The sequence below is a fragment of the Streptomyces sp. NBC_01210 genome (assembly GCF_036010325.1).
Classification (GTDB): Bacteria; Actinomycetota; Actinomycetes; order Streptomycetales; family Streptomycetaceae; genus Streptomyces.
This window is the reverse complement of record NZ_CP108549.1, coordinates 4,187,132-4,199,879: the sequence shown is the minus strand read 5'-3', so window position 1 is coordinate 4,199,879 and position 12,748 is coordinate 4,187,132. Positions and strand designations below refer to the sequence as shown.

The 12,748-nt window shown below is 70.8% G+C and carries 12 protein-coding genes; 8 read left to right on the top strand and 4 right to left on the bottom strand.

From position 1 onward, the window contains the following. Nucleotides 1–40: 40 nt before the first annotated feature. The 4 genes from OG735_RS18830 (at nucleotide 41) to OG735_RS18815 (ending at nucleotide 4,216) form a co-directional block, all read left to right on the top strand. Nucleotides 41–1,624, top strand: coding sequence for an AMP-binding protein (locus tag OG735_RS18830; protein ID WP_327324358.1), 1,584 nt, complete (start codon nucleotides 41–43; stop codon nucleotides 1,622–1,624). Beyond that, nucleotides 1,621–2,355, top strand: coding sequence for an enoyl-CoA hydratase family protein (locus OG735_RS18825; RefSeq protein WP_327324357.1), 735 nt, complete (start codon nucleotides 1,621–1,623; stop codon nucleotides 2,353–2,355). The genes OG735_RS18830 and OG735_RS18825 overlap by 4 nt, the downstream gene beginning before the upstream one ends. Further along, nucleotides 2,343–2,921, top strand: coding sequence for a TetR/AcrR family transcriptional regulator (locus OG735_RS18820; protein WP_327324356.1), 579 nt, complete (start codon nucleotides 2,343–2,345; stop codon nucleotides 2,919–2,921). The genes OG735_RS18825 and OG735_RS18820 overlap by 13 nt, the downstream gene beginning before the upstream one ends. A gap of 287 nt (nucleotides 2,922–3,208) precedes the next feature. Beyond that, nucleotides 3,209–4,216 (top strand): isopenicillin N synthase family dioxygenase, encoded by a 1,008-nt coding sequence (locus tag OG735_RS18815; protein WP_327324355.1) that lies wholly within the window; start codon nucleotides 3,209–3,211, stop codon nucleotides 4,214–4,216. 110 nt (nucleotides 4,217–4,326) lie between these two features. On the opposite strand, the gene OG735_RS18810 is transcribed toward OG735_RS18815, so the two are convergent. After that, nucleotides 4,327–5,427 carry a citrate synthase 2 gene (locus tag OG735_RS18810; protein ID WP_327324354.1) on the bottom strand — a complete coding sequence of 367 codons (1,101 nt, stop codon included), beginning with the start codon at nucleotides 5,425–5,427 and terminating at the stop codon, nucleotides 4,327–4,329. Between the two features lie 399 nt (nucleotides 5,428–5,826). On the opposite strand from OG735_RS18810, the gene pdxH reads away from it, so the two are divergent. Further along, complete coding sequence (gene pdxH / locus OG735_RS18805) at nucleotides 5,827–6,450, top strand: pyridoxamine 5'-phosphate oxidase (RefSeq protein ID WP_327328370.1); 624 nt, start codon at nucleotides 5,827–5,829, stop codon at nucleotides 6,448–6,450. 400 nt (nucleotides 6,451–6,850) lie between these two features. Next, nucleotides 6,851–8,245, top strand: a complete 1,395-nt coding sequence (locus tag OG735_RS18800; RefSeq protein WP_327324353.1) for a PAS domain-containing protein — start codon at nucleotides 6,851–6,853, stop codon at nucleotides 8,243–8,245. Nucleotides 8,246–8,298: 53 nt separating this feature from the next. On the opposite strand, the gene OG735_RS18795 is transcribed toward OG735_RS18800, so the two are convergent. Further along, nucleotides 8,299–9,054 carry an SIS domain-containing protein gene (locus OG735_RS18795; protein WP_327324352.1) on the bottom strand — a complete coding sequence of 252 codons (756 nt, stop codon included), beginning with the start codon at nucleotides 9,052–9,054 and terminating at the stop codon, nucleotides 8,299–8,301. A 274-nt stretch (nucleotides 9,055–9,328) separates the two neighbouring features. Between OG735_RS18795 and OG735_RS18790 the strand changes: the two genes are divergently transcribed. After that, nucleotides 9,329–10,021 carry a metal-dependent transcriptional regulator gene (locus tag OG735_RS18790; protein WP_327324351.1) on the top strand — a complete coding sequence of 231 codons (693 nt, stop codon included), beginning with the start codon at nucleotides 9,329–9,331 and terminating at the stop codon, nucleotides 10,019–10,021. 60 nt (nucleotides 10,022–10,081) lie between these two features. Here OG735_RS18790 and OG735_RS18785 read toward each other — a convergent pair whose 3' ends face one another. Then, nucleotides 10,082–10,372, bottom strand: coding sequence for a hypothetical protein (locus OG735_RS18785; protein ID WP_327324350.1), 291 nt, complete (start codon nucleotides 10,370–10,372; stop codon nucleotides 10,082–10,084). Between the two features lie 312 nt (nucleotides 10,373–10,684). Between OG735_RS18785 and OG735_RS18780 the strand changes: the two genes are divergently transcribed. After that, nucleotides 10,685–11,548, top strand: coding sequence for an alpha/beta fold hydrolase (locus OG735_RS18780; RefSeq protein ID WP_327324349.1), 864 nt, complete (start codon nucleotides 10,685–10,687; stop codon nucleotides 11,546–11,548). Nucleotides 11,549–11,733: 185 nt separating this feature from the next. On the opposite strand, the gene OG735_RS18775 is transcribed toward OG735_RS18780, so the two are convergent. Then, nucleotides 11,734–12,207 (bottom strand): subtilase-type protease inhibitor, encoded by a 474-nt coding sequence (locus OG735_RS18775; protein ID WP_327324348.1) that lies wholly within the window; start codon nucleotides 12,205–12,207, stop codon nucleotides 11,734–11,736. Nucleotides 12,208–12,748: the final 541 nt, after the last annotated feature.

Below are 12,748 nucleotides of genomic sequence, written 5' to 3'. Positions count from 1 at the left end.
ACGGGGGATTCTGGCCGTCCACAGAGCCGAGGGGGCCGCAATGGTGTTCCACAGCGAGTACGTAGACGTTCCCGCCGTCGCCGAGCCGATCCACGACGTGGTGCTCGGCCGGGCCACCGCCGAGTACGGCGACACGATCGCCCTGGTCGACGGCGTGAACGGCACCACCCTCACGTACGCCCAGCTCGACACCTTCCACCGCCGGATCGCCGCCTCGCTCGCCGACGCGGGTCTGCGCAAGGGCGATGTCCTCGCCCTGCACAGCCCCAACACCGTCGCGTACCCCGCCGTCTTCTACGGGGCCACGCGCGCCGGTGCCTCCGTCACCACCGTCCATCCGCTCGCCACGGCGGAGGAGTTCGCCAAACAGCTCCGCGACTCCTCCGCCCGCTGGATCGTCACCGTCTCACCGTTCCTCGAGATCGCCCGCCGGGCCGCCGAACTCGTCGCCGGCATCGAGGAGATCTTCGTCTGCGACCGCTCCGACGGGCATGTGAGCATCCTCGACATGCTCGGCTCGACCGCACCCGAGCCGGACGTCGCCATCGACCCGTCCGAGGACGTCGCGGCCCTGCCGTACTCCTCCGGCACCACCGGCGTCCCCAAGGGCGTCATGCTCACCCACCGCTCCATCGCGACCAACCTCGCGCAGCTCCAGCCGTTGATCCCGATGGGCCCCGGCGACCGGATCCTCGCCGTGCTGCCCTTCTTCCACATCTACGGCCTCACCGCCCTGATGAACGCCCCGCTCAGCCACGGCGCCACCGTCGTCGTACTGCCCCGCTTCGAGCTCGACACCTTCCTCGCGGCGATCGAGAAGCACCGCATCAACGGCCTGTACGTCGCCCCGCCGATCGTCCTCGCCCTCGCCAAGGACCCGGCCGTCGCGCAGTACGACCTGTCGTCGCTCGAGTACATCGTCAGCGCCGCGGCCCCGCTCGACGCCCGGCTGGCACAGGTCTGCTCAACCCGGCTGGGACTGCCGCCGGTCCTGCAGGCGTACGGCATGACCGAGCTCTCACCCGGCACACACGTTGTGCCGCTGGCCGCGGCGGCCCCGCCGCCCGGGGCCGTGGGACAGCTCCTGCCCAACACCGAGATGCGGATCCTCTCCCTCGCCGACCCCGGCAAGGACGTCGGCGTCGGCGAGGAGGGCGAGGTCGCGATCCGCGGGCCGCAGGTGATGAAGGGCTACCTGGGCCGCCCCGACGCCACCGCCGACATGATCGACGCCGACGGCTGGGTACACACCGGTGACATCGGGCGCGTCGACGCCGACGGCTGGCTCTTCGTCGTCGACCGGGTCAAGGAACTCATCAAGTACAAGGGCTTCCAGGTCGCACCCGCCGAGCTGGAGGCGCTGCTGCTCACCCACGAAGGCATAGCGGACGCGGCGGTGATAGGGGTGTACGACGCGGACGGGAACGAGATCCCGAAGGCGTACGTCGTACGGCAGCGGGCCGCGGAGGACCTCACCGAGGACGACGTCCTCGCCTACGTCGCCGAACGCGTGGCGCCGTACAAGAAGGTCCGCCGCGTCGAGTTCATCGGCGGCGTGCCGCGCGCCGCCTCGGGAAAGATCCTCAGGCGTGAACTGAGGGACCGGGAGAGGGAAAACACGTGACGCTGGTCGCCACCGCCCACGAGCGCGGCATCACCACCCTGACGCTGGATTCGCCGGAGAACCGCAACGCCCTGTCGGCGCGGCTCGTCGGCGAGCTGGCGCAGGCACTGACCGACTGCGGCAAGGACGAGACCGTACGGGCCGTCGTCCTCACCCACACCGGTTCCACGTTCAGCGCGGGCGCCGATCTGAAGGCCCCGCCCAATCCGTACACCTTCGTCGGTCTGCTGCGGCAGATCGTCACGCTGCCGAAGCCCGTGGTGGCCCGTGTCACCGGCCATGTACGGGCCGGCGGCCTCGGTCTGCTCGGCGCCTGCGACATCGCCGCCGCCACGAGCGCCGCGGACTTCGCCTTCACGGAGGTACGCATCGGGGTCGCCCCCGCCGTGATCTCGCTGCCGCTGCTGCCGCGCCTGGACCCGCGCGCGGCCGAGCGCTACTACCTCACCGGCGAACGCTTCGACGCGGCGGAAGCGGCCCGCATCGGACTGATCACGCTCACCGCCGACGATGTGGACGTCGCGCTCGGCCCCGTGCTGGACGGGCTGCGCCGAGCCTCCCCGCAGGGCCTGGCCGCATCAAAACAGCTGCTCGCGGCTAGGGTGCTGGAGACCTTCGACCGGGACGCCGAAGACCTGGTCCAGCGCTCGGCCTCGCTCTTCGCGTCGGCGGAAGCACGCGAGGGCATGACCGCTTTCCTCGAACGACGGGACCCCGCATGGGTGTTGTGACACCTCCCAAGCAGGACCGCAGCCGGGCCACCCGGCAGCGGCTGCTCGAGGCCGCGGTGTCCTGTCTCGCCGAGCGCGGCTGGGCGGGCTCGACCGTCTCGGTGGTCGCCGAGCGGGCCGGGGTCTCGCGGGGTGCGGCCCAGCACCACTTCCCGACCAGGGAGGATCTGTTCACGGCGGCGGTGGAGTACGTCGCGGAGGAGCGCTCGCAGGCGTTGCGGGAGCTGGCGACACAGGACCGGACGGCGCTCGTCGCGGCCCTCGTCGACCTCTATACGGGGCCGCTGTTCCGGGCCGCCCTGCAGCTGTGGGTCGCCGCTTCCAACGAGGAGCAACTGCGTTCGCGCGTCACGGAACTGGAGGCGCGCGTCGGCCGCGAGACCCATCGGATCGCGGTCCAGCTGCTGAACGCGGACGAGTCACGGCCCGGCGTACGCGAAACGGTCCAGGGCCTGCTCGACATGGCCCGCGGCCTGGGCCTCGCGAACCTCCTCACGGATGACACCGCGCGCCGTCGGAGAGTGGTGGCCCAGTGGGCGGCACTGCTGGACGAGGCGCTGGGCTGATCACTCACAGAGGCGGCCCACCGCACCATGGCCCGGGGCTGTGACACGGGCTACTGGCATCCCGGCCCCTCCGCAGTATCCTGGGCCAATGCTCCTGCTTGTACGCCGCCGCCACGTGGACTACGTCCGCGTGACGAGCATGGGCTGTCGACGCTCCGTCTGACCCAGCCCCCCTCTCCACCCCACCCGGTCACCCCGGCTCCGCCCCACCCAGGCGGCCCGCCGGCGGTACGCGTCCCGGCCATCGCCGGGAGCGGCGGCCGGGACACACCTCAGCGGACGTACCCATGTCGTACTTGCAGCTTCCCGTCATCGACCTCTCCGCAGCCGACCGAGGCCCCCAGTCCCGCGCGCTGCTCCACGCGCAGCTCCACAGCGCCGCCCACGACGTCGGCTTCTTCCAGCTCATCGGCCACGGTGTCAGCGAGGCCGAGACCACCGCCCTCACCGGCGCGATGCGGGCCTTCTTCGCCCTCCCGGAGGCGGACCGGCTCGCCGTCTCCAACCTCAACTCGCCCCACTTCCGCGGCTACACCCGCACCGGCGACGAACGCACCGGCGGCAGCCGCGACTGGCGCGACCAGCTCGACATCGGCGCCGAACGCCCCGCGCACATCCCCGCACCCGGCGAGCCCGGCTACTGGTGGCTGGAAGGCCCCAACCAGTGGCCCGCCGCCCTCCCGGCCCTGCGCACCGCCGCACTCGGCTGGATCGACCGGCTCAGCGGCGTCGCGCACAAGCTGCTGCACGAGCTGCTCGCCGCCATCGGCGCGCCCCCGGACTTCTACGACGAGATCTTCGCCGACCGGCCCCATCTGCACCTCAAGCTGGTCCGCTACCCGGGCAGCGCGGGCGACGGCAGCGACCAGGGCGTCGGCGCCCACAAGGACTACGGCTTCCTCACGCTGCTCCACCAGGACGAGATAGGCGGCCTCCAGGTGCAGCGCGGCGACGGGCTCTTCCACGAGGTGCCGCCGATCCCCGGCGCCTTCGTCGTCAACCTCGGCGAGCTCCTCGAAGTCGCCACCAACGGCTATCTGCTGGCCACCAACCACCGTGTGGTCAGCCCGGCCGGGGCCACCGAGCGCTACTCCGTGCCGTTCTTCTACAACCCGCGCCTGGACGCCCGGATCGCCCCGGTGCCCTTCCCGCACGCGGCGGACGCGCCCGGTGTCACCGCCGACCCGGCCAACCCGCTCTTCGCCGAGTACGGCCGCAACGAGCTCAAGGGCTGGCTGCGGGCCCATCCGCAGGTGGCCGCCCGCCACCACCGGGACCTGCTCGTCCCGGCGTGACGACGGCACGCGAACGGCGCCGTACCCCTGCGATCAGGGACTCGGCGCCGTACCGCAGCTTCCTCGGGACGTAAGTCCGGAAGGTCGGTCCGAAAGGTCGGTCCGCGAGGTCAGTCCGCGATGTCGTCGTAGCCGACGATCGCGCGCGGGTTCCGCGGCCCAGGCCCGATGTACCGCGCGGACGGACGCACCAGCCGGCCCGTGCGCTTCTGTTCCAGGATGTGCGCCGACCAGCCCGCCGTACGGGCACAGGTGAACATCGACGTGAACATATGCGCCGGGACCTCCGCGAAGTCCAGCATGATCGCGGCCCAGAACTCCACGTTCGTCGCCAGGACACGGTCCGGGCGGCGGTTGTGCAGCTCCTCCAGCGCGGCCCGCTCCAGCGCCTCCGCCACCTCGAAGCGCGGCGCGTCCAGCTCCTTGGCCGTACGGCGCAGCACGCGCGCCCGAGGGTCCTCGGCCCGGTAGACCCGGTGCCCGAAGCCCATCAGCCGCTCGCCCTTGTCCAGGGCCCGCTTCACATACGCGGTCGCGTCACCCGTGCGCTCGATCTCCTCGATCATGCCGAGCACACGGGACGGCGCGCCACCGTGCAGCGGCCCCGACATGGCGCCGACCGCACCCGACAGCGCGGCCGCCACATCCGCGCCGGTGGACGCGATGACCCGGGCGGTGAACGTGGAGGCATTCATGCCGTGCTCGGCGGCCGACGTCCAGTACGCGTCGACGGCCTTGACGTGCCGCGGGTCCGGCTCCCCGCGCCAGCGGATCATGAAGCGCTCGACGACGGACTGCGCCTTGTCGATCTCCTTCTGCGGGACCATCGGCAGGCCCTGGCCGCGCGCCGACTGGGCGACGTACGACAGCGCCATCACCGCGGCCCGTGCCAGGTCGTCGCGGGCCGTCGCCTCGTCGATGTCCAGCAGCGGCTTCAGACCCCACACCGGGGCGAGCATCGCCAGCGCCGACTGCACATCGACCCGGATGTCGCCGGAGTGCACGGGGATGGGGAAGGGCTCAGCCGGGGGCAGGCCGGGGTTGAAGGCGCCGTCGACGAGCAGGCCCCACACGTTTCCGAAGGAGACGTGGCCCACCAGATCCTCGATATCGACGCCCCGGTAGCGGAGGGAGCCGCCCTCCCTGTCGGGTTCGGCGATCTCCGTTTCGAACGCGACGACTCCCTCGAGTCCAGGTACGAAGTCGGACATCAGGCGGCTCCTCAACATGCGTACGACGGTGTGGGTCGGTCACCCCGGTGATGCCCCGCGCGGTTGGTGGTCACCCAAACCGTCGGGAAGGCAGGACGATATCCCCTGCTGTATGGAGGCCACAGTGGCCCGACCCAAGATTTTGGCGGGTCCGGCTGATGCGGGGAAGCGTGACATCCGGCACACTGCCCCATTTCGGGCGGGGAGGGTTAGGGGCACTCCGTGCCGGGCAGACTGGGCCACTGCGGCAGGATGGCCCCCGTGACCGACTACGCCGCACCGAACTCGGATCCCGCCGCTCCGAACTCGGATCCCGCTGCCCCGGACCCGGATCCCGCTGCCCCGGACCCGGATCCCGCCGCCCCGGCCCCGGATTCCGCTTCGCACGACCCCGCCGTCATGCGGGAGCAGTACCGCTCCACCGCGCTCCTGGAGTCAGATCTGGCGCCCACGCCCATGGACCAGTTCGCCCGCTGGTTCCGGGACGCCGCGTCCGGCGGTCTGCGTGAGCCGAACGCCATGATCGTCTCCACGGCCGCACCCGACGGCCGCCCGTCGTCGCGCACCGTACTGCTGAAGCACTTCGACGGGCGCGGCTTCGTCTTCTACACCAATTACGCCTCCCGCAAAGGCCGCGAGCTCGCCGCCAATCCGTACATCTCGCTGCTCTTCCCCTGGCACGGTCTGGCCCGCCAGGTCATCGTCACCGGCACGGCGTCCCGCATCGGCCGCGACGAGACGGTCGCCTACTTCCGCACCCGCCCGCACGGCTCTCAGCTCGGCGCCTGGGCCAGCGCCCAGTCCTCGGTGATCGCCTCGCGGGAGGAACTGCTGCGCAAGTACGAGGAACTGGCGGCCCGCTACCCGGAGGGCGAGCAGGTCCCGGCGCCGCCGGAGTGGGGCGGCTACCGGGTCGAGCCGGAAGCGGTGGAGTTCTGGCAGGGCCACGAGAACCGGCTGCACGACCGGCTGCGGTATGTCCGTGCCGGGTCCGCGTGGCAGGTGGAGCGACTGTCACCCTGAGTCGTTCGCGAGGCGGCGGCTGCGACATGCCGGGGGCCGTCCCGGGAACGCAGAAACCCGCGGGCTCTGGTCCCTCCTTGCGGAGGGGCCGGCCGGATGTGCCGGCGAGCCCGCGGGTCGGTGACTGCTAGGTATTTCGGCCGACGGTTCTGTCGGCTGCACACAGAGTGCGACGACGGGCCGTCAGCCCGCAGTCACCTCACGCATCCGAAACGAAATCACTTCCGGATCACCTCCTTTCACCGTGTGACCAACACCTTAGGAAGCGGTCCAGGAGGCCACAACCCAATTTCCCGGAGGCAACGATTTTCGGGAACAGAGTGTGCGCTGCGTCACGTTCCAGTTGAATGATCTGAGGTGCAAAAAAGCATGTGTGGATGCGTCCTGCAGGGGGTCCAGGATGAGTGCTTCCAGGAGTGAGACCACCAATGCGCTCGGGCCCGACGAGCCGGAGCGGGGCGGCGTGGGTTCGCCGGAGACCGGGCCGGTGCCGGGGGCGGAGTTGCTTGCCGCCCTGCTCGACGGGATGGACGCCGCGCTCTGCGCCTTCGACGCGGACTGCACGATCACCCACTGGAACCGTGAGGCCGAGCGGATTCTCGGCTGGGCGCCCGAGGAGGCGGTGGGGCGGCGCGGGTTCGCCGGATGGGCGGTGCGGAGCGCCGATGCCGTAGAGGTGCAGGGGCGGCTGATGGCCGCGATGGACGCGCCGGGGCGGACCGTGCATGAGTTCGCGCTGCTGCGCAAGGACGGCGGACGGGTTCTCGTACGGACCCAGTCGGCGCGGGTGCTCGGCGCGGACGGCAAGCCGGCCGGGGTGTACTGCGCGTTCAGCGAGGTGCATGCGCAGATCGATCTGGAGCGGTCGATCGCGTTGAGCGAGGCGCTGTTCGAGGACGCGTCCTGGGGCGTCGTACTGGTCGATGTGGATCTGCGTCCGACCGTCGTCAACGACTATGCGGCGCGGGTGCTGGGTGCCGGACGTACCTCACCGCTCGGGCGGCCGCTCGGGGAGCTGGTCGTCCAGGGGGTGGAGGAACTGGAGGGCGACCTCCACCATGTGCTGGCGGAGGGTGCGCCGCGGGGGGTGGCGGAGTTGTGGGTGACGCTGGGCACGGCCGAGGGTGAGCGGCGGCGGTGCTTGCGCAGTGGGTTCCTGCGGCTGGCCTCGCCGCTCGCGGAGGAGCCTGTTCCGCTCGGGGTGGGGTGGCTGTTCCACGATGTGACCGAGGCAAAACTGGCCGAGCAGGAGGCGGACCGGCAGCGGTTCCGGTCGAGCCAGTTGCACCGGGCCGGGCGTGCCGCAGCGGAGTGTGAGGACGCGATGGAGGCGGCGACCGCGTATCTGGACTTCGCGCTCGCGGGCTTCGCCGACCATGCCTTGATCGATCTGCTGGAGGCGGACGGTGAGCGGCTGGTGCGCGTCGCGGCAACGCCTTCGGGTGCGCCGGGCCCGTGTGTGCCGGTGGCGGGTGCGGGCATTCCGGTGCGCTACCCGCAGGGCCACCCGGCGCTCCAGGCGGCGGACCGCATCGGCTCGGTCCGGGCGAGCGCGGCCGCGAGTGCGGTGGCGGGCGACTGGGCGGCGGAGCGCCAGTGGCCGCGGGACGCGGTGCACGCGCTGTGCACGGTGCTGCGGAGCCGGGGCCGGACGCTGGGCGTGGTGACGTTTCTGCGCGGGGCGAGCCGCCCGGCGTTCGAACGCCCGGATGCGGTGTACGCGGAGAGCGTGGCGGTTCTGGCGGCGTCGGCGCTGGACCTGGCGCGGCTGGCGGGTGGGCAGGCGGACGCCTGACGGCGGGGTCGAGGGGGCCCGCAAGGGCGGTGGGGTTTGGCGCTGGGGGCAACCTAGTGTCGGAAGAAGATCCGGTCCCCGTACTCCGTCATCACGCGACCGTTCCACTCGTGCCCGCCGTCCACGTTGCCCGAGCGCAGCAGCGGCGGCTCGATGCCTCGCTCGACCAGCTGCTCCGCCGCAGCCGCCATCGTCGCCTGCATCAGCGCGCTGGTGACGACAGTCGACGCGGGTGCGAAGGGCGCCTCGATGCCTTCGTGGGTGAGCTCCGCGTCGCCGACCGCGATCTTGGAGTCGAGGACGATGTCGCAGTGGTCCTTGAGGAAGGTGCCGGAGACGTGCCGGGATCTGGTGCCCTCCGCGTACGCCACCGACGTCACACCGATGACCTTGAGCCCGAGCGCGCGGGCGTTGATGGCCATCTCGACGGGCAGCGCGTTGCGCCCCGAGAGCGAGATGATCACGAGGACGTCGCCGGCCTTGGCGGGGCTGGAGTCGAGGACGGCGCCCGCGAGCCCCGCCACCCGCTCGAGGGCCGAGCCGAGCGTGGCCGGCATGACGTCGACACCGACGACGCCGGGCACGGCGAGCAGGTTCATCAGGGCGAGGCCGCCGGCCCGGTAGACGACGTCCTGCGCGGCGAGCGAGGAGTGCCCGGCGCCGAAAGCGAAGAGGCGGCCGCCCGCGGCGACGGTGTCCGCGATCGCGACCCCGGCGGCAGCGATGTTCGCCGCCTCCTCGTCGCGTGCACGCTGCAGCAGACCGATCGCGGCGTCGAAGAACTGACCGGCCAACTTGCTCTCGCTCATCGCCGAGCCCTTTCCGGGGAGGGGGAACCGCAGCTGCGCACCGCGGCGGGAATACCCGTGCCGCGGATCACGTTGCGGTCTGGACCATTGCCATGTCAATACAGCTTCGCGTACGAGCGGTCGTACGGGCTCTGGGAACGGGCTCGGGGAGCGGACTCGGGGAGAGGCGTCCCGACGGCTTGCCCCGGCACGGCACGGTTGTCAGTGGGATGCGTCAGAATTGAGTCAGGGCCAGCGCACGACTGTTTTCAAGTCACAGCATCGAGGGGCACGTATGTCCGGACTGATCGACACGACGGAGATGTATCTCCGCACCATCCTCGAGCTCGAAGAGGAAGGTGTGGTGCCCATGCGCGCCCGGATCGCCGAGCGGCTCGACCAGAGCGGTCCGACGGTCAGCCAGACCGTGGCGCGTATGGAGCGCGACGGTCTGGTGACGGTCGCCGGCGACCGCCACCTGGAGCTGACCGGCGAGGGCAGGCGGCTGGCGACGCGCGTGATGCGCAAACACCGGCTGGCCGAGTGTCTGCTGGTGGACGTGATCGGCCTGGAGTGGGAGCAGGTCCACGCGGAGGCGTGTCGCTGGGAGCATGTGATGAGCGAGGCGGTGGAGCGGCGCGTTCTGGAGCTGCTGCGCCACCCGACCGAGTCGCCGTACGGGAACCCGATCCCGGGCCTCGAGGAGCTGGGCGAGAAGGCGGAGGCCGACCCGTTCCTGGACGACGGCATGGTCTCGCTGGCGGACCTGGACCCGGGCGCGGACGGAAAGACCGTGGTCGTACGGCGGATCGGCGAGCCGATCCAGACGGACGCCCAGCTGATGTACACGCTGCGGCGGGCGGGCGTGCAGCCCGGCTCGGTGGTCAGCGTGACGGAGTCCGCGGGCGGAGTGCTCGTGGGCAGCAGCGGCGAGTCGGCGGAGCTGGCGGCCGATGTGGCCTCGCATGTATTCGTGGCCAAGCAGTAGCCGAGCATTGACCGAGGTCTGAGGTTCCCGAAGCGCTCCTGAGCCGACGCCCGGCGTCTCTCAGGAACTCCTCGGGAACCTCGCGTGGCGGGTTTCCGCCGCCAGATTCCGCATTCCGTCCGGAATGGCAGCGCCCGGGCGAATCGCGTGCCACGCTGTGGCTGAGGCATATGACCCCATGGCCGGGGAGGGATACGGGTGATGCGCCCGCCGTACGTCCAGCGCGCTCAACGCTGCGCCCAGCACGCTCAGCGAGCCCCGCATGCCCTGCACCCGTATGTCCCGCTCGACGCGCGCGTCCCGCTCGACCCGTATGTCCCGCTCGACCCGTATGTCTCGCGCGATGCGCATGTCCCGGACGCCTGCGTGCCGCACGTCCTGTACCCACAGGAGGGCCCCGGCTCCCATGGGAGCCGGGGCCTGTCCTCCCCTGTGCTGACCCGGAGCCCCGAGCTCTCAGGGTCAATCCCGTCGGACCGTCATCCCCGAGCGGCCCGCCTCCCGCAGAAGATCTTCCCTCGGCTGCGGGGGTCAACCCTTGAGCACGGTCACTCGAACGAGGGGTGTTGCGCGCCAGGACCGTGTTTTCGAATAGAGGTTCGATAGTCTGGCGGAACGCGACCGAGCAGGACCACCGGGGGAGAGAAGGGGGTGCCAGGCCACATGGTGCGGCGCATTGACGTAACCGGAGCCGACGGCGTACGCCTGGCTGCCTGGGAGTTCGCCGACCCTCCCAAAGGGAGGGGCGAGACGGAGCACGCGCCTGGAGTTTTACTGCTCCACGGCTTGATGGGCCGTGCCTCGCAGTGGGCCTCGACGGCCCGCTGGCTGGCTGAGCGGCACCGTGCGATCGCGCTCGACCAGCGAGGTCATGGCCGCAGCGACAAGCCGGCCGAAGGCCCGTTCACCCGCGAGGCGTACGTCGCGGACGCCGAGGCCGCCGTCGAACAACTCGGCCTCGCCCCGGTGACCCTGATCGGCCACTCCATGGGCGCGCTCACCGCCTGGCAGCTCGCCGCCAAGCGCCCGGATCTGGTCCAGGCCCTGATCATCTGCGATATGCGCGCCTCCGCGCTGGGTGCGGCCTCGCAGCGTGAGTGGGAGGACTGGTTCCGCTCCTGGCCGGTCCCGTTCGCGACGCTTGCGGACGTCCGCAAGTGGTTCGGCGAGGACGACCCCTGGGTGGAGCGCCACAACCCCGCCCGAGGCGAGTTCTTCGCAGAGGTGATGTCGGAACGGGCGGACGGCTGGCGCCCGGTCTTCTCCCGCCGCCAGATGCTCACCTCCCGTGAAACGTGGGTCCACGACGCCCACTGGGAGGAGTTGGCCCAGGTTCAGTGCCCGACGCTGGTGGTCCGTGGTCTGGACGGCGAACTGGGCCGCGCGGAGGCGCAGGAGATGGTGCGGGTCCTGCCGCGGGGTGAGTACGGGGAAGTGGCGGACGCGGGCCATCTGGTGCACTACGACCAGCCGGAGGGATGGCGGACGGCGATCGAGCCGTTCCTGGATGGTGTGCTGACGCCCTGACGGGAATCGAGGCCCGGCGATGCGGGGCCCGGGGGGATCGCCTCGGCCGTGGCGGCAACGGCTGGGCGATCAGCGAGGTCGGCAACCGGTCGACCGGCTACGTGGTGTGCTCTGCTGCGGGGGTGAGCCACCGGCCTCGTGGCACGGCGTAAACGTGCGTCAGGGGACCCGTGGTGAGGGGCCGTTCAGAAGGCGAAGACCTTGCCGCCGGCCATGCTTCCTTCCATTTCGCACTCGTTGCCGTACGTGGCCGACCAGGTGACGTGCTTGCCCTGCCACACGCCCTGGGCGCTGATCACGACCGGGCTCCACTGGCGCGTGCACGTCTTGTGCGACGGCTTTTCCGTCAGCACGGCGAACTCACCGTTGACGGCGCTGAGTTCCGCGCACGCGGCTGCGGGAGCGGGGTGGGTTCCCGCAGGACGCGGGGCGCAGTTCAGGGTGACGGCGCGCTCGACCGTGGCGGTCGCGGCGTCCTCGCCCCTGCTGAAGCTGAGTACGAGCGCGGACGGCGCGTACAGGCTCTTCGCGTTGGCGGGCTGTGCGGGCTGTGCGGGCTGCGTGGGCCGGGCCTGCGCGACTCCCATGGCCGTGGTGCCGGTCAGGAGAAGGGCAGATGCCGTGGCGACTGCGGCGACTGTGTTGCGGATGTAACGCATGTGTGAAACTCCTTCGATCGGGGGGCGATTGCGGTCGGGAGTCTTGCGCATGCGGACAGTGAGTGCACGTCGTTCGCTCGTTTCCGGCCGTGTACGTTCGTTCGGGGGTGACCGAATGGTCGTTCGGGCAGCTCGGGGCGGGTGCGGGGGCGTGTCCATCATATGGACGATCTTCAGTGGTGCAACAGAAAACTACCGCCTGACCTGCATAAATACCCGGACTACTCCACTCCGTGCGAGGGCTGCTTCGACTGGAAAACACCCCTCGGTGAGAGGTTTGGCGGCGACGGCGCCGTGCGCCGCAGGGGGTGGAACGTATACAGGCGCTAATCGGAAGGCTTCGCCCCGCGGCGGTGATGAAGGCGCGGAGAGGCGCGCTGCGGTGCGCATTGCCGCGGGGGTGCGTCGCTCCCGCGTACACGGATTCCGCGTGATAAAAAATCCTAAACCGGACAAACCGGAACAGTCTCATGGTGGAACCTGGCCGGGGCGATGACGGGCCGTTGATCCGCATCTACCTTGAGAGATTCCGAATCTCTCA

What these genes read in the sequence shown, in the direction of transcription:
- OG735_RS18790 (WP_327324351.1), top strand. Translation starts at nt 9,329, where the DNA reads ATGTCCGGACTGATCGACACGACGGAGATGTATCTCCGCACCATCCTC.
- OG735_RS18800 (WP_327324353.1), top strand. Translation starts at nt 6,851, where the DNA reads ATGAGTGCTTCCAGGAGTGAGACCACCAATGCGCTCGGGCCCGACGAG.
- OG735_RS18810 (WP_327324354.1), bottom strand. Translation starts at nt 5,427, where the DNA reads ATGTCCGACTTCGTACCTGGACTCGAGGGAGTCGTCGCGTTCGAAACG.
- OG735_RS18830 (WP_327324358.1), top strand. Translation starts at nt 41, where the DNA reads ATGGTGTTCCACAGCGAGTACGTAGACGTTCCCGCCGTCGCCGAGCCG.
- OG735_RS18815 (WP_327324355.1), top strand. Translation starts at nt 3,209, where the DNA reads ATGTCGTACTTGCAGCTTCCCGTCATCGACCTCTCCGCAGCCGACCGA.
- OG735_RS18775 (WP_327324348.1), bottom strand. Translation starts at nt 12,207, where the DNA reads ATGCGTTACATCCGCAACACAGTCGCCGCAGTCGCCACGGCATCTGCC.
- pdxH (WP_327328370.1), top strand. Translation starts at nt 5,827, where the DNA reads ATGCGGGAGCAGTACCGCTCCACCGCGCTCCTGGAGTCAGATCTGGCG.
- OG735_RS18785 (WP_327324350.1), bottom strand. Translation starts at nt 10,372, where the DNA reads ATGCGCATCGCGCGAGACATACGGGTCGAGCGGGACATACGGGTCGAG.
- OG735_RS18780 (WP_327324349.1), top strand. Translation starts at nt 10,685, where the DNA reads ATGGTGCGGCGCATTGACGTAACCGGAGCCGACGGCGTACGCCTGGCT.
- OG735_RS18795 (WP_327324352.1), bottom strand. Translation starts at nt 9,054, where the DNA reads ATGAGCGAGAGCAAGTTGGCCGGTCAGTTCTTCGACGCCGCGATCGGT.
- OG735_RS18820 (WP_327324356.1), top strand. Translation starts at nt 2,343, where the DNA reads ATGGGTGTTGTGACACCTCCCAAGCAGGACCGCAGCCGGGCCACCCGG.